Below are 15,127 nucleotides of genomic sequence, written 5' to 3' on the forward strand. Positions count from 1 at the left end.
GAGGCCATCATGCCGTATCATTATGCAAACTCACAATTAAAAATATTTTCACTTAACTCTAACAATCCACTTGCTCAAGAAATTGCGCAGGAAATGGGTGTTGAATTAGGTAAATCTTCTGTTAAACACTTCAGCGATGGAGAAGTTCAAATTAGCATTGAAGAAAGTATTCGTGGTTGTGATGTGTTTATCGTGCAGTCTACTTCTGCACCTGTAAACGAACATTTAATGGAGCTTTTAATTATGGTAGATGCTGTAAAACGCGCATCTGCTCGTACAGTAAACGTTGTAATGCCTTACTATGGATATGCTCGTCAGGACCGTAAAGCAAAAGCACGCGAGCCAATTACAGCTAAATTAGTAGCAAACTTACTTGAAACAGCTGGTGCAACACGTGTTATCGTTTTAGATTTACACGCACCGCAAATCCAAGGTTTCTTCGATATTTTAATCGACCACTTGATGGCAGTACCTTTACTATCTGATCACTTCAAATCAAAAGGTATTCCAGAAGATGAAATCGTTGTTGTTTCACCAGACCATGGTGGTGTAACACGTGCTCGTAAAATGGCAGAACGTTTAAAAGCACCTATTGCAATTATTGACAAACGCCGTCCAAAACCAAACGTTGCAGAAGTAATGAACATTGTTGGTAATGTTGATGGTAAAGTGGCAATCTTGATTGATGATATTATTGACACTGCTGGTACAATTACAATCGGCGCAGACGCATTACGTGCTGCTGGCGCGAAAGAAGTTTATGCTTGTTGCTCTCACCCAGTACTATCAGGTCCAGCAATCGAGCGTATTGAAAACTCTTCGATTAAAGAATTAGTTGTAACAAATACAATCCAGCTTCCAGAAGAGAAAAAATCTCCAAAAATTACAGAGCTTTCAGTAGCTAAATTAATGGCAGATGCAATCTCTCGTGTCTATGAAAACAAATCTGTAAGTACTCTATTTGATTAATATATAAATAAACAAGAGCCGATATGTGGCTTATTAAGGACAAATCTACGTTTGCAATTAGATTTGTCCTTTTTTCTAGGTTTACTTTGTTTGAATTTTCTTATAAAAGGGTATATGGTAGTTGTGACTTAATAATATTTACACTACTTTATGAAAAATAGTTTACTTCGCCTAAGGTTGGGATATATTTTGTTAAAGCGTAAGTTATGTGAATAAGTTGATCTTCGTTACGGCAGGGCGACTCCTTGGGGATTAGATGATAGAGGAACAAAGGCTAAAACCATCACATCCTGTGATAATGCCTTCGTGACCAACATCGTGCTGCTGCCGCTACGTTAGCACTACGCTTTCGCGCAAAAAACATCTGTTGCCCCAAGCGGCATCGGACGCCCTCGGGAAAGCGCCTGGCTGGAACGGAAATCAACCCCACGTTATGGTGATGAGCTAAAATGGTAGTCAATATTATTATAGCCTTAATAAATGTCATTGAAAGTAGAGACATTTATAATAAGGCGTAAATAATTTTTCTTGGAAGGGGAAGTATAGATATGAGTACAGTATTAAGTGTTAAAAAGCGCGAAGCTGGGCACCGTTCGACATTAACCCAACTTAGAAAAGGGGGAGCCATTCCTGGAGTTATTTACGGCTATAAATTAGATTCTACCCCAATTTCTATTTCAGCGAAGGAATTCAGAAAATCCATTCAAAAAAATGGACAAAACGGTGTGTTTTCGATGGATTTAGATGGAGAAAAAGTGAATGTTGTTGTATCAGAAATCCAACAATGCTCCATGAAAGATGAAGTAAATCATATTGACTTTTTAGCAATTAATATGTCCGAGGCGATAGAAGCTGAAGTGCCTATTAAACTTGTAGGGGAGTCAGTTGGTGTTAGTGTGGGTGGCATATTAATGCAGCCTAACTTAGATGTAAAGATTAATGTAAAACCAGCAGATATACCAGAAGCTATTGAAGTGGATATTACTGAACTTAAAATTGGCGAAACAATCACAGTAGCAGATATTCGAGACACGATTGATTTTGATATTATTAGTGAAGATGGTCATACATTGGTATCAATTATGGCTCCAGCAGTCGTTGAAGAATCGACAGTGGATAGTGAGCAGGTACAAGAGTAAAAATATTTGTTAAGGAAAGGCTACTGAGGAAGCTAAGCTTCTTCAGTAGCTTTTTTATTTTATTTAGCAAGGGCATTGGTTTCCTTTTTAAGTCATAACGATTTCGCGATATATATATGGTTGAAGTGAAGATTTTAAATAATATCAAGACGTTATTGAACTTTTACTTTCAAAAATTGTCCAAACTGCTTTCTGAGTGCATGATATGGTAAAATAATGACTATTAGATTTGAAAGAAGAGGGGTACTTATGAAAATTATCGTTGGTTTAGGAAATCCAGGTAAACCTTATGAGCATACAAGACATAATATTGGCTTCGATATTATAGATGCATTAGCTGAAAAATGGGGTGCACCTTTAACTAATTCAAAGTTTAATGGTATGTATGCAACGGTACATCGTCCTGAAGGAAAGGTTCTACTTGTTAAACCTTTAACATATATGAATTTATCGGGGGAATGTGTTGGTCCCCTAATGAACTATTTTGATATTGAAGTGGAAGATTTAATTGTTATTTATGACGACTTAGATTTAGAGACAGGTAAATTACGCCTGCGTCAAAAAGGTAGTGCAGGTGGACATAATGGTATTAAATCATTAATTCAGCATTTAGGTACACAAGAATTTAATCGCATACGAGTTGGGGTTAATCGCCCACCAGCAGGCATGAAGGTAGCAGATTACGTGTTATCAAAATTTTCAAAAGAAGATCAAGCCGTCGTTGGCGAAGCTATAGAAAAGTGTGTAAATGCTGTGGAAGCATCTCTTTCAAATCCATTTCTTGATGTGATGAATCGCTTTAACGGATAACAATCATGGATATTACAGTTGTTTAGGATGACGATTTAATTGATTTCAGCAAATTTTTTTAGTAACGAAAGCAAAGCGTCAGCTACAGGCCTAAGCACAAAGCCGTCTCCCGGCGCAATTATGCCGAGGTATAATTGATGTTGTTTTTTTCTGCGACAACAGCTAACTAAATATATAGTATTAACCACAGTGCAAAACTATTCTCTATTTCTAAAATGACCTCTAAGACAAAATTGGAAGTGCATAATCTTTTTTCGAAATGTCTATACTTTAAGTAGTAAGTTGCTTAAAGGAGGATGATTTGGAGATGTCAGTTCGATATCGATGTCGGCATTGTGAAGTAGAAATAGGGACGCTACCATTTGATGCAGATGATACAATTCGAAAACTACATATTTTCGAATTGGGTGAAGCGGATGATTATGTTGAGAAAGATCAACATGGAAAAACGACGGTGCACTGCATTTGTGAGCAATGTGAGGATTCGCTGAAACAATATCCAGATTATCACGCACTCAATAAATGGATTCAATAATTGGAAGGACGCTTTGGCGCACATTACGTGCGTCCAAAGCTTTTTCCGTTTAACTTCGCTCAGGTTTAGGTTTAAAGCCAATTCCAGACGAAATTATGCCAAGGTATAATGGATAAAATAAACAATAAAAATACGTAATATAGTACTAGATTACTAGTAATGGTGACGAGAATTATGCGTTGAAAGGAGCTTTTGACATTGGAAGTTTTACAACAGCTTGTGATGCAGGACAAACATATCACATCATTTTTACAGGAGATTCAGAGCGGTCATTCTGCAACACAGCTTATTACAGGATTAACTGGAAGCGCACGCCCAGTAATGGTCGATGCTTTATTTGAATATGTAAAAAAACCAATTTATATTATATCTCCTAATCTATTGCAGGCTCAGAAAATGGCCGACGAGCTGGCGGGACTTTTAGGTGAGGAGCATGTTCATTATTATCCTGCCGATGAGTTTATTGCTGCTGATTTATCTGTTGCTTCCCCAGAGCTACGTGCTGAGCGTATCGCAACACTTGATCGTCTTGCTAGAGGTGAAAAAGCTGTTTATGTAATACCGGTTGCGGGCTTACGTAAAATAATGCAGCCTAAAGAGCATTGGCTACAGTATTTTTTACAAATAGCAGTAGGTGAGGATATTCAGGTTGATGAATGGCTCCAAACATTAGTAGAGATGGGGTACGTGCGTAATTCGATGGTGACGACACCTGGAGAATTTGCGTTACGTGGTGGCATATTAGATATTTATCCTCCGTATTTAGAGTCACCGATTCGTATAGAATTATTTGATACGGAAGTGGACTCGATTCGAACATTTTCTGCGGACGATCAACGTTCTATCGATAAATTACAGAAGATTCGTATCCTCCCTGCTTCAGAAGTTATTTTGACAAAGGAAGAAAGAACGGCATTGGCAGGTCGTTTAGAAGCTGCATTAGCGACAAGCTTAAAGAAAGTCAAGAAGCAGGAGACGAAGGAGTTACTGTATCAACATATTCAATATGATATTGAATTGTTACAGCAAGGGAATTTACCGGACTATGTAAATAAATATGGTTCGTTATTGTATGAGAAAACAGCCTATTTAGGAGATTATTTTGTACACGACGGCATTGTGCTATTTGATGAGCTCGGGCGCATTCAGGAGGTTATGGATGCATGGGAGCGTGAAGAAGATGAGTGGTTTTTATCTCTAATTGAAGAAGGGAAAATGGTGCATGATGTAAAGCCCGCATTCTCTTTAAAAGAGATTCTAGCAATGTTATCTCAGCAAAAACTATATTTCTCATTATTTTCGCGAACTTTTGCAGGTGTATCCTTCAATAAGACGACGAACTTTTCTTGCAAACCAATGCAACAATTTCATGGCCAAATGTCATTGTTACAAAGCGAGGTTGAACGCTGGCTACTCGGTAAATTTACTGTACTAATTGTGGCGAGAGATAAAGACCGTGTTAAACGTGTACAGCAAATGCTTGAGGAATATGATATTCATACGACAATTGGTCAACCGACAGAAGCGGGTATTTATATTGTGGATGGCTCGCTATCTAGTGGCTTTGAATTACCGTTACAGCGCTTAGTGGTAGTAACAGAGGATGAGCTGTTTAAACAGCAGGCGAAGAAAAAAGCACGTCCTCAAAAAATGACGAACGCAGAACGTATTAAAAGCTATACAGAAATTAAACCTGGCGACTATGTTGTACATGTACATCACGGTATTGGGAAATATATTGGCTTAGAAACACTGGAGGTAAATGGTACACATAAAGATTACCTACACATTCGATATCGCGCAGATGATAAGTTGTATGTTCCAGTAGAGCAAATAGATTTAATCCAAAAATATGTAGCATCTGAAGACCGTGAACCGAAGCTACATAAATTAGGTGGAGCAGAGTGGAAAAAAGCTAAAGCTAAAGTATCCTCTGCCGTGCAAGATATTGCTGATGATTTAATCAAGCTGTATGCGAAACGTGAAGCAGAGAAGGGTCATGCATTTGCGATTGATAATGACGATCAGCGCAATTTTGAGGCCTCATTCGCTTATGAAGAAACAGAGGATCAGTTACGTTCAATTATCGAAGTGAAACGTGATATGGAACGTGAACGTCCTATGGATCGCCTCGTATGTGGAGACGTGGGATATGGTAAAACTGAGGTAGCGATTCGTGCTGCATTCAAAGCAATTCAGGATGGCAAGCAGGTAGCTTTCCTTGTGCCGACTACGATTTTAGCGCAACAACATTACGAAACGATTCGTGAGAGATTCCAAGACTTTGCTATTAATGTAGGTCTCCTGTCTCGTTTCCGCACAAAAAAAGAGCAAACAGCGACGTTAAAGGGCTTAAAAGAAGGGCAAGTTGATATTGTTATTGGAACGCATCGAATTTTATCTAAAGACTTGTTATTCCAAGACCTTGGATTGCTTATTGTTGATGAGGAGCAACGTTTCGGTGTAACGCATAAGGAAAAAATTAAACAACTTAAGACGAATGTTGATGTATTAACGCTAACGGCAACTCCGATTCCAAGAACACTTCATATGTCGATGGTAGGAGTTCGTGATTTATCGGTAATTGAAACGCCACCAGCAAACCGTTTCCCTGTACAAACCTATGTAATGGAGCATAGCGGTGCATTAGTGCGGGAAGCTATTGAGAGAGAAATGGCACGTGGCGGGCAAGTATTCTACTTATATAATCGTGTAGAGGATATGGCTCGTAAAGTTGATGAAATTCAAACGCTTGTCCCCGAAGCGCGTATCGGGCATGCACATGGGAAAATGACGGAGTCAGAATTAGAATCTGTCATATTAGCCTTTTTAGAAGGTGCCTATGATGTGCTTGTAACAACAACGATTATTGAGACAGGAGTAGATATACCGAACGTTAATACATTGATTGTTCACGATGCTGATCGAATGGGCTTAGCGCAGCTTTATCAATTGCGTGGGCGTGTTGGGCGTTCTAATAGGGTAGCATATGCGTACTTTATGTATCAGCGTGATAAAGTTCTTACAGATGTAGCTGAGCAACGATTACAGGCGATTAAAGAATTTACAGAGTTAGGTTCAGGATTTAAGATTGCTATGCGTGACTTATCTATTCGCGGTGCTGGGAATCTGCTAGGAGCGCAGCAACATGGCTTTATTGATTCTGTCGGTTTTGACTTGTATTCACAAATGCTACAAGAGGCGATTGCTGAGCGCCAAACAGGTGTGAAAAAAGAAGAAAAGCCTGACATCGAAATTTTATTGAGTATTGATGCGTATATTCCAGATGTATACATTCCTGATGGCTATCAAAAAATTCAAATGTATAAACGTATTAAAGCGATGGATCAAGTGGAGGAGTATGGCGAAATCACGGAGGAATTAGAGGATCGCTTCGGAGATCTTCCGATTGAAACTGAGCGCTTACTGCGAATAGCACGTATGAAGGTATGGGGCCTAGGTGCAGGCGTATTGTCGGTGAAGGAAAAGCAAAAAATTATCACAATATTGTTGTCTGAAGAGGGAACAGTACAAGTTGATGGCAGTAAAGTTGTTGAAGAATCCATGAAATTCGAGCGAGCTGTCGGTTTTGGTATGGATGGTATGCAACTGAAATTAACGATTGATGAACGGAAATGTGGGAAATATCAACCCTTTGAAATTTTAGAAGATATGATGCATATTATTGCTAACGCAAAAAAACAAAAATAATAAAAAGCTGACCTTATCTAACTAGGATAATGGTCAGCTTTTTATTATAGAAAAGCAAAACGATCTAGGAGATCTTAATGAATGTTGACGCTGTTGCTGTGCTTACGCATAGAAAACTGTTGTTATAGACGCAACGTTAGCACTACGCTTACGCACAGAAAACCTTTATTGCAGGCGCAACTTAGCGCTTACTCATACACAGGAAACCCTTATTAGTTGCGATGTTAACGCTACATTTACGCACTGAAAATATCCGATGCTGTCGCTTCGCTTTCTCGCAATAAAAAAATTCTGTAAACCTACGTTAGCACTACAATTTTGTACAGAAAATATATGTTGCAGACGCAACGTTAGCACTACACATACGCACAAAAAATAGTTGATGTTGCTCCCTTGCTTTCGTGCAGGTACATTGCAGAAGTTTCGTTTTACCATTATTAACTTTGGATGATATGCCAAAAGGTGCATACGAATTGAAATTTTGATTGGACTGTAGATGGAGCGACTTCTTAGGTGTCGTTTTTACAAATAAGACTGTGGATCTAGCTGATAGGAGCGAGGAGGTGAAAAGGATTAAATTGCGTGAAAATACCTTTGTAATAAAAAACCTTTTGGCTCATTGACGCAATAATGTAGGTTGGATTATTATTATTTCTTGTTAAAATTTTTTTATAAATTATTTATAAAAATTAGTTTTTGTGGTTAATCTAAGATAAGTTGATTGAAGTTAAAAATTCTATATGCTAAATGTATTTGAAGTACAATAATTTAGGTTTTAAGGCCTTTTTGAAAAATATTGTTGGGTGTGAAATCCTTTTTCTTCAGTTTTTGCATAGATTGCTTCATAAATAACCATACTAGAGTTGAAAAAAATTTTTATTGTAGCGAAAGCGAGGATTATGAATGAAGGCAACAGGAATTGTTCGTCGTATTGATGATTTAGGGCGTGTGGTTATTCCAAAAGAAATTCGTAGGACGCTACGTATTCGCGAGGGTGACCCGTTAGAAATTTATACAGACCGTGAAGGCGAAGTTATTTTAAAGAAATATTCTCCAATTAACGATTTAGGGGAATTTGCAAGGGAATATGTAGAAACATTATATGAAACATTAGGTACTCCAGCGTTTGTAACCGACCGTGATGAAGTAATTGCTGTCGCAGGAATCGGTAAGAAAGAGTATATTAATCGTCGTATTACATCTTTTGCGGAAACTTTTATGGAAGAGCGTTCAACAAAAATAGAAAAAATGGAAACAACTATCGAGATTGTTCCTGGACAATATGAGCAAGTGAAGTCTTATTGTGCAACACCTATTATGGTGAATGGTGATCCAATCGGTTGTATTATCGTTTTATCTAAAGTACATTTTGTTGGTGAAGTTGAAGTGAAAGTTGCAGAAACAGCTGCTAACTTCTTAGCTAAACAAATGAATAGTTGATAAGAATTGAAAGTTATTGCGCTGACCTTTTTAGGCTGAACAATAACTTTTTTTCGTACATAGTTTTATGGTAATCCTACCAGCGCGCGTTAAACTTTTGAGATATGCTATACTATTGGCATTGTTAAAGAAGGAAAGAGGGCAATTTATGTCGGAACGTTTTGGCATGAAAAGCTACATGAAGGGCGCGGCATTACTTACAATTGCTGCCCTTGTTGTGAAGGTTCTAAGTGCAATTTATCGTGTGCCTTTTCAAAACCTTGTTGGTGATGAAGGATTTTATATTTATCAGCAAGTGTATCCAATTATATCCATTTTTGTCGTATGGACATCTAGTGGATTTGCAGTAGCTATTTCTAAGATGCTTGCAGATAATGATTGTATTTTAGACCCGCTAGAGCGAAATCAAAAACGAAGCGGTATTATGCGTATTGTTTTTCGTTATTTAACAGTACTATCGTTGTTGTTTTTTGTTGTTTTATTTAGTGGAGCTGAAATAATTGCAAGGCTTATGGGCGATACGCAGCTTGCTCCTTTAATACGGACAGGTTCATTTATTGCACTTGTCATGCCAGCTCTTGCTATTTTAAAGGGCGGCTTCCAATCAAGAGGTATTATGGAGCCGGTTGCTTATGCACAAGTCGTTGAACAAGCTGTGAGAGTATCCGTCATTATAGCGGGCACATTTATCATTATGAAGACGACAGAATCACTATATAGTGCTGGACAAATGGCTATAATAGGTACAGTTGTTGGTGAAATTGTAGGTTTTATATTACTTGCGTTTATCTTTAAAAAACGTTTCGGTTTATTTAACGATAAGAAAAAGCGGCGACGTATCGAAAGTTTTCCCATTATTAAAGAGGTCACATTGCTAAGTTTAAGTGTAAGCATGAGTGGTCTGTTGTTACTTGGCTATCAGCTAGTTGATTCCTTTACAATTTATTCACTATTAGTAGAGGGTGGAATGGATCAAAAGGTCGCTAAGGTAACAAAAGGCGTTTATGATCGTGGGCAGCCGTTAGTGCAGCTCGGAGTCGTCATTGCTTCTTCTCTTTCACTGGCTATTGTACCGCTTGTCGCACATATGTCCAAAAGACAAGAAGGCCGTAGTGCAATTCCGTTTATACAATTAACGTATAGAGCGTCTGTATTATTTGGGTGGGCAGCATCTTTAGGTTTAATACTCGTTATGCCTTATATTAACGTAATGCTCTTTAAAACAGATGCGCTGTCGGAAGTACTTATGGTATATGTGTTACAAATTGTGCCTTTGTCGATTATTTTGACATTTACAGCTATTCTGCAAGGTTATGGTAAATTAAAAAAGCCAGCCTTATTTTTAATTGTAGGTTTTATATTAAAAGTAATATTGAATGTGCTGACAATTAGTTTATTTGGTGTATTAGGTGCTGCTATTGCTAATAATGTGGGTCTACTGTTTACTGCCCTCATGCTTGTCTTTTATTTAAAGAAAATAATTGCAATCCAATTAGCACCAGCTAGTTTTTATAAAAAAGTTGGAATTGCATCACTAAGCATGGCAGTTGTAGTGCTAGTTTGGCTACAGTTTATACCATCGTTATTAAGCCAATTTTTAACACCTCGATTTGTTGCAGTGGTAGCAGGTTTTACAGCTGTTAGTCTAGGGGCATTTGTAATGGTCACAATAATTGCTAAGCTACGTGTGCTAGGCGAAAAAGAGTGGTACTTACTACCGTTTGGGCGCAAGATGGCAGTTTATCAATTATGGTTAAATCGGAAGAAGTAGGTGGATTTATTGAATACTTTAACAGTTATTGGTCTAGGTGCGGGTGATTTTAATCAGCTGCAAATGGGTGTCTATAAAAAATTAAAAGCGGCTAGAAAATTATATGTTCGTACAGTGGATCATCCGGTATTAGAAGAATTATCAGCTGAGGGCTTACAATTTGAAAGCTTTGACACGATCTATGAAAAACATAGCTCGTTCCAGCCTGTGTATGAAGAAATTGCAGAAACGCTTGTGGCTGCTGCGGCGATTAAAGATGTAATGTACGCTGTACCAGGACATCCACTTGTTGCGGAGCAGACTGTACAATTGTTGATTGCTGCTGCGGATGCGGGAAAAGTAAAATTAGTCATTGAAGGTGGACAAAGCTTCTTAGATCCAATATTCGGCGCGTTAAAGATCGACCCGATTGAGGGTTTCCAGCTGCTGGATGGCACTAGCTTTTCTATGCATGACATTAACATGCGTCAGCATATTTTAATTGCTCAAGTGTATGATACATTCAGTGCGTCAGAAGTAAAGCTTACGTTAATGGAGAAATACGATGACGAATACCCTGTTACAGTAGTTACTGCAGCAGGCTCGACACAGGAAAAATTAGTGACGGTACCACTTTATGAGCTTGACCAAAGTGTTGAGGTGAATAATTTAACAACGGTATATGTGCCACCTGTGAAATCGCAAGAGGAGGCTTTACGAGATTGGGCAACCTTCCGTCAAATTATTGCTGTTTTACGAGGTCCGAATGGCTGTCCGTGGGATCAAAAGCAAACGCATGAATCACTGAAAAAATATTTACTAGAAGAAGCGCACGAATATTTGGCGGCGGTAGATGCAGAGGATGACTTTGCGATGATCGAGGAGCTTGGAGATGTACTATTACAAGTATTCCTTCATGCACAGATCGGAGAAGATCAAGGTTACTTTACATTGGAAGATGTATTAGCTTCAATAAGTGAAAAAATGATTCGTCGACACCCGCACGTATTTGGAGATGTATCGGTAGAAGATGCAGAGGGTGTTGTAGCGAATTGGGAAGTTATAAAAGCAGAAGAAAAGGGTATAAGTGATAAGCCGCTATTGGAAGAGGAATACCGGGCGTCCTCTGCTCTACAAACTGCCTATAATTATCAAAAAAGAGCTGCGCAGGTTGGGTTTGATTGGCCCGATGTAGATGGAGCATGGGACAAGTTTGCGGAGGAATGGCAGGAATTTCGTAATGAGGTGACGAAAGGTACAAGTGCGTCACGTCTAGATGAATTTGGAGATGTCTTGTTCACGCTTGTGAATTTAGCGCGTTTCTACAAGTTAAATCCAGAAGAGGCTATGTTACATGCCAATGAGAAGTTTGCGAGACGCTTTGGTTATGTGGAGGCAAAGGTAGAGGAAAGTGGAAAGTCATTTTCTGATTATACATTAGAACAATTAGATGCTTTTTGGAATGAAGCGAAGCAACTGGAAAAGGAGTAAAAGTATGCGATTAGATAAATTTTTAAAAGTATCACGTTTAATTAAACGTCGTACATTAGCAAAAGAAGTAGCAGTTCAAGGCCGTATTACGATCAATGATAAGATCGCGAAGGCTAGTAGTGCTGTTAAAGCTGGAGACGAGCTAGCCATTCGTTTTGGACAAAAGATTGTGACAGCGCGTGTAGAAGAATTACGTGATACTGTGAAAAAAGAAGATGCCGCAAAAATGTTTACGATTTTGAAGGAAGAGCGTCTTGAAAAAATTGAGCCTGAATTTATTGATGACGAAGATTAAATCAATTATCCCTCTGATAAAAGTGTAGCAACTTTAATAAAGTTGTCATGCTTTTAAGGTTGTCCGCATAAAGTGAACAGAAGCTAGGACGACTAAAGGAGGAAGAAAATGACGCTACATCAAGAAAGTAACCGTTACACAATTCCATCTGGAGAGCATATTTTAACGATTCGTAATCGTAAAAGAATGGACATGACTTCTGTAAAATCAATTGAACGCTTTGATCAGGAAGAGTTTTTCATTAAGACGTCCCAAGGGCATTTGTTAATCCGTGGAGAAGAACTGCATATCGTTCATTTAGATGTTGACAAAGGGTTATTGACACTTGAAGGAACTGTAAAAACCTTACAGTATGACGAGGAGGAAAGTGGCTTCTCGAAAGGTTTCCTTCATAAGTTATTTGGATGATTGTTAGTGAACAATTTGTTCAACTATTAGTCATGGTTTTGAGCGGTATAGCAGTTGGATTCATTATTGATAGTGTAAGGCTTATTGTTTTTTCAACTCCAAAAAGGTCAAGCCTTCGAAGATGGATGATGGTATTTGAACTACTTACCTGGATTCTGCTTGGGGGCATGACATACTATTTATTATTTTGGCTAAAAGATGGCGCTTGGCGGGCTTATGACCCGCTAGCGCAAATAGCCGGAATTTTTTTGTATCAAACATTTTTTCAGACTTTTTTACGTTTCATCGCAAGGGTTTTGGTGAATATAACATGGAGACCTTTGTGGTTCATCATACGATTAATATTTGCTACCATTCGACAAATTTTTAATTTATTAATAAATATTGGAGCATTTGTTTTAAGACCTTTTGTCAAAATTTATTCGTATTTGTCCAACACTTTTTTAAAAAAATTTCGATTTATCAAGTATAATAAAAGACAACAATAACTTTCGGAGGTGCGGGCATGACTAAGCGTCGTTCATCAAATGATCGCCAACAAAACTATACTAAGCTTGATAATGACTATGTCCGTAACACGGATAAAGCTATAAATCGTAAAATTGAAGGGCGGAAACGGAAAATGCGCCGCATTGCCTTTTTTGCGATTGTACCAGTCGTTATTATTGCCGTTCTCGGAAATATACTTTTGAATCAAAATGAAACGCTAGCTGCAAAAGAGCAAGAAAAGGTTGAAGCGAAGGAGCATCTTGCTGATTTGAAAGAAGAGCGAGAATCGTTAAATCTTAGAATTAAACAGTTAGAGGATCCTGAGTATATCGCAAAGTTACTACGCAAAGAGTATTTCCTATCTAAAGAAGGTGAAATAAATTTTATTTTACCGGATGAAAAAGGTGAAAAAGAAAAAAAGGGCGATATACCAGATAAAAAAGACGCCGTATCAGAAAAGAAAGGTAAAAAAGACGACTGAAAAGCTATGTATTGTTGACACTCTTTTTTTGTTATATATAATGAAGAGAGAAACTTATTGTAGTAAAAAGTTTGATAAATTGATTACATGACTCAAAAGAGTCGCTTAATTTTTAAGGAGGAGCATTTTTTTTATGTCAATTGAAGTAGGCAGCAAGGTACAAGGTAAAGTAACAGGAATCACAAATTTTGGAGCATTCGTTGAGCTGCCAGATGGCAAAACAGGCTTAGTACACATCAGTGAAGTTGCTGACAATTATGTAAAAGATATCAATGAGCATCTAAAAGTTGGAGATGAAGTTGAAGTAAAAGTGATGAATGTTGAAGCGGACGGAAAGATCGGTCTTTCAATCCGTAAAGCAAAGCCTCAAGCAGAGAGACCAGAACGTCCGGAGCGTCCAGAGCGTCCAGCACGTCCACGTCGCGATAATCGTTCTAATGATCGTAACGAGCGCCATCAACCAAAAGAGAATTTTGAACAAAAAATGGCCCGTTTCTTAAAAGATAGTGATGAACGTCTAGCAACACTAAAACGTGCTACAGAGTCAAAACGTGGTGGTCGCGGAGCTAGAAGAGGGTAGTTTGCTGACTGTTTTAATCGTAGAAAAAGTGTGTAAATAGAGTTGGGATTAGCTTATATTAAGCTAATCCCTTTTTTTAATAATTTCTGTATACATTTCGTCTATCCATAAGTCATGAGTACTTTTTAAAATCTTTCAGTAAGTGTTTTCGTAGCGAAAGAAAAGAAATTTGTTGGCTAAAGCCTCCGACGTATGTAAAGATAAACGATTCTTACAACGTGGATGTCGGTCTCTTTTTCTTTTTAGGAGTAGGTACGGGAGTTTGTTCGGTAGGTGTCTCTGAAGACTTTTCGGTTGGATGAACAACCATTTTAACAAGTAAAAATACTCCGTATACACTAACGGCTAGTCCAGTAAGAAGTAAAAGTATTTGTACAGCGAATGGTAAATTAATAAGAATGGATACGAGAATGATCATAGAGCCGCTTCCGCAAATTAAAGCAGCTTTCGTTAATGAATTCAAAGGAAATAGACCTCCTAGATAACGCGCTCTTTTCATTATTAGTATGCCATATTTTCAAGCGCATCACCATAACGTGTGGCTGATTCTATTCCTACTGGGCGCTTTCCGATGGGTGGCAGCAACAAATTGTCTGTGCGAAAGCGAAGCGACAGTAACAACAAGGGTTTTGTCTGTGCGAAAGCGAAGCGACAGCAACAACGGAGAGTTGTTCAAGAAGCCGTTATCATAGGCTAGGATGTTTTTTAACCTTTGTTCCTCTATTTATTGCCCCTGCGTCTCATACAGTGAAAAATAAGTAATGTGATATTGCTAATAGGTTACTTTATAGTTTAAAAGGCTGTTGTACTGTTAACCGACAAAAAACAGGCGTCTCAGAAATAATTCTGAGACGCCTGTTTGAGATGACCCCTACGGGATTCGAACCCGTGTTACCGCCGTGAAAGGGCGGTGTCTTAACCACTTGACCAAGGGGCCTACTATGGTGGCGGCCGAGGGGATCGAACCCCCGACCTTACGGGTATGAACCGTACGCTCTAGCCAGCTGAGCTAGGCCGCCAATAAGATTA

The 15,127-nt window shown here is 38.4% G+C and carries 14 protein-coding genes and 2 tRNA genes; 13 read left to right on the forward strand and 3 right to left on the reverse strand.

Annotated elements, in window-relative coordinates:
• Nucleotides 1–9 precede the first annotated feature (9 nt).
• From B1B04_RS23025 to B1B04_RS23085, 13 genes are all read left to right on the forward strand, one after another.
• A complete protein-coding gene (locus B1B04_RS23025; RefSeq protein ID WP_079563685.1) occupies nucleotides 10–969 on the forward strand; it encodes a ribose-phosphate diphosphokinase in 960 nt (319 codons plus the stop codon).
• A gap of 548 nt (nucleotides 970–1,517) precedes the next feature.
• Nucleotides 1,518–2,108, forward strand: coding sequence for a 50S ribosomal protein L25/general stress protein Ctc (locus B1B04_RS23030; protein WP_079563686.1), 591 nt, complete (start codon nucleotides 1,518–1,520; stop codon nucleotides 2,106–2,108).
• A 249-nt stretch (nucleotides 2,109–2,357) separates the two neighbouring features.
• Nucleotides 2,358–2,918, forward strand: a complete 561-nt coding sequence (gene pth, locus B1B04_RS23035) for an aminoacyl-tRNA hydrolase (RefSeq protein WP_079563687.1) — start codon at nucleotides 2,358–2,360, stop codon at nucleotides 2,916–2,918.
• A gap of 307 nt (nucleotides 2,919–3,225) precedes the next feature.
• Nucleotides 3,226–3,453: an anti-sigma-F factor Fin gene (locus tag B1B04_RS23040; RefSeq protein WP_079563688.1), complete on the forward strand. Its 228-nt coding sequence runs from the start codon at nucleotides 3,226–3,228 to the stop codon at nucleotides 3,451–3,453.
• 198 nt (nucleotides 3,454–3,651) lie between these two features.
• Nucleotides 3,652–7,164 carry a transcription-repair coupling factor gene (gene mfd, locus B1B04_RS23045; protein WP_079563689.1) on the forward strand — a complete coding sequence of 1,171 codons (3,513 nt, stop codon included), beginning with the start codon at nucleotides 3,652–3,654 and terminating at the stop codon, nucleotides 7,162–7,164.
• A 903-nt stretch (nucleotides 7,165–8,067) separates the two neighbouring features.
• On the forward strand, nucleotides 8,068–8,604 hold the full coding sequence (gene spoVT, locus B1B04_RS23050; RefSeq protein ID WP_079563690.1) for a stage V sporulation protein T: 537 nt from the start codon (nucleotides 8,068–8,070) through the stop codon (nucleotides 8,602–8,604).
• Nucleotides 8,605–8,752: 148 nt separating this feature from the next.
• Nucleotides 8,753–10,375: a putative polysaccharide biosynthesis protein gene (locus B1B04_RS23055; RefSeq protein ID WP_079563691.1), complete on the forward strand. Its 1,623-nt coding sequence runs from the start codon at nucleotides 8,753–8,755 to the stop codon at nucleotides 10,373–10,375.
• A 9-nt stretch (nucleotides 10,376–10,384) separates the two neighbouring features.
• A complete protein-coding gene (gene yabN, locus B1B04_RS23060) occupies nucleotides 10,385–11,845 on the forward strand; it encodes a bifunctional methyltransferase/pyrophosphohydrolase YabN (RefSeq protein ID WP_079563692.1) in 1,461 nt (486 codons plus the stop codon).
• A gap of 4 nt (nucleotides 11,846–11,849) precedes the next feature.
• Nucleotides 11,850–12,140, forward strand: coding sequence for an RNA-binding S4 domain-containing protein (locus B1B04_RS23065; RefSeq protein ID WP_079563693.1), 291 nt, complete (start codon nucleotides 11,850–11,852; stop codon nucleotides 12,138–12,140).
• Between the two features lie 108 nt (nucleotides 12,141–12,248).
• Nucleotides 12,249–12,548, forward strand: a complete 300-nt coding sequence (gene yabP / locus B1B04_RS23070) for a sporulation protein YabP (protein WP_004229167.1) — start codon at nucleotides 12,249–12,251, stop codon at nucleotides 12,546–12,548.
• Nucleotides 12,545–13,036: a spore cortex biosynthesis protein YabQ gene (yabQ, locus tag B1B04_RS23075; RefSeq protein WP_079563694.1), complete on the forward strand. Its 492-nt coding sequence runs from the start codon at nucleotides 12,545–12,547 to the stop codon at nucleotides 13,034–13,036. The genes yabP and yabQ overlap by 4 nt, the downstream gene beginning before the upstream one ends.
• 17 nt (nucleotides 13,037–13,053) lie before the next feature.
• A complete protein-coding gene (locus tag B1B04_RS23080) occupies nucleotides 13,054–13,518 on the forward strand; it encodes an FtsB family cell division protein (protein ID WP_079563695.1) in 465 nt (154 codons plus the stop codon).
• A 133-nt stretch (nucleotides 13,519–13,651) separates the two neighbouring features.
• Nucleotides 13,652–14,098 carry a S1 domain-containing RNA-binding protein gene (locus B1B04_RS23085; RefSeq protein ID WP_079563696.1) on the forward strand — a complete coding sequence of 149 codons (447 nt, stop codon included), beginning with the start codon at nucleotides 13,652–13,654 and terminating at the stop codon, nucleotides 14,096–14,098.
• A gap of 211 nt (nucleotides 14,099–14,309) precedes the next feature.
• Here B1B04_RS23085 and B1B04_RS23090 read toward each other — a convergent pair whose 3' ends face one another.
• The 3 genes from B1B04_RS23090 to B1B04_RS23100 all read right to left on the reverse strand — a co-directional run bounded on the left by B1B04_RS23090 (nucleotide 14,310) and on the right by B1B04_RS23100 (nucleotide 15,117).
• Complete coding sequence (locus B1B04_RS23090; RefSeq protein ID WP_079563697.1) at nucleotides 14,310–14,561, reverse strand: hypothetical protein; 252 nt, start codon at nucleotides 14,559–14,561, stop codon at nucleotides 14,310–14,312.
• A 402-nt stretch (nucleotides 14,562–14,963) separates the two neighbouring features.
• Nucleotides 14,964–15,035, reverse strand: a tRNA-Glu gene (locus B1B04_RS23095).
• 5 nt (nucleotides 15,036–15,040) lie between these two features.
• A tRNA-Met gene (locus B1B04_RS23100) sits at nucleotides 15,041–15,117 on the reverse strand.
• Nucleotides 15,118–15,127 lie beyond the last annotated feature (10 nt).

The organism is Lysinibacillus sp. KCTC 33748 (genome assembly GCF_002237755.1).
In the GTDB taxonomy this organism is placed as follows: domain Bacteria; phylum Bacillota; class Bacilli; order Bacillales_A; family Planococcaceae; genus Lysinibacillus.

Coding starts and splice junctions, on each gene's coding strand:
- B1B04_RS23025 (WP_079563685.1), top strand. CDS start 10: ATGCCGTATCATTATGCAAACTCACAATTAAAAATATTTTCACTTAAC.
- B1B04_RS23030 (WP_079563686.1), top strand. CDS start 1,518: ATGAGTACAGTATTAAGTGTTAAAAAGCGCGAAGCTGGGCACCGTTCG.
- pth (WP_079563687.1), top strand. CDS start 2,358: ATGAAAATTATCGTTGGTTTAGGAAATCCAGGTAAACCTTATGAGCAT.
- B1B04_RS23040 (WP_079563688.1), top strand. CDS start 3,226: ATGTCAGTTCGATATCGATGTCGGCATTGTGAAGTAGAAATAGGGACG.
- spoVT (WP_079563690.1), top strand. CDS start 8,068: ATGAAGGCAACAGGAATTGTTCGTCGTATTGATGATTTAGGGCGTGTG.
- B1B04_RS23055 (WP_079563691.1), top strand. CDS start 8,753: ATGTCGGAACGTTTTGGCATGAAAAGCTACATGAAGGGCGCGGCATTA.
- B1B04_RS23065 (WP_079563693.1), top strand. CDS start 11,850: ATGCGATTAGATAAATTTTTAAAAGTATCACGTTTAATTAAACGTCGT.
- yabP (WP_004229167.1), top strand. CDS start 12,249: ATGACGCTACATCAAGAAAGTAACCGTTACACAATTCCATCTGGAGAG.
- yabQ (WP_079563694.1), top strand. CDS start 12,545: ATGATTGTTAGTGAACAATTTGTTCAACTATTAGTCATGGTTTTGAGC.
- B1B04_RS23080 (WP_079563695.1), top strand. CDS start 13,054: ATGACTAAGCGTCGTTCATCAAATGATCGCCAACAAAACTATACTAAG.
- B1B04_RS23085 (WP_079563696.1), top strand. CDS start 13,652: ATGTCAATTGAAGTAGGCAGCAAGGTACAAGGTAAAGTAACAGGAATC.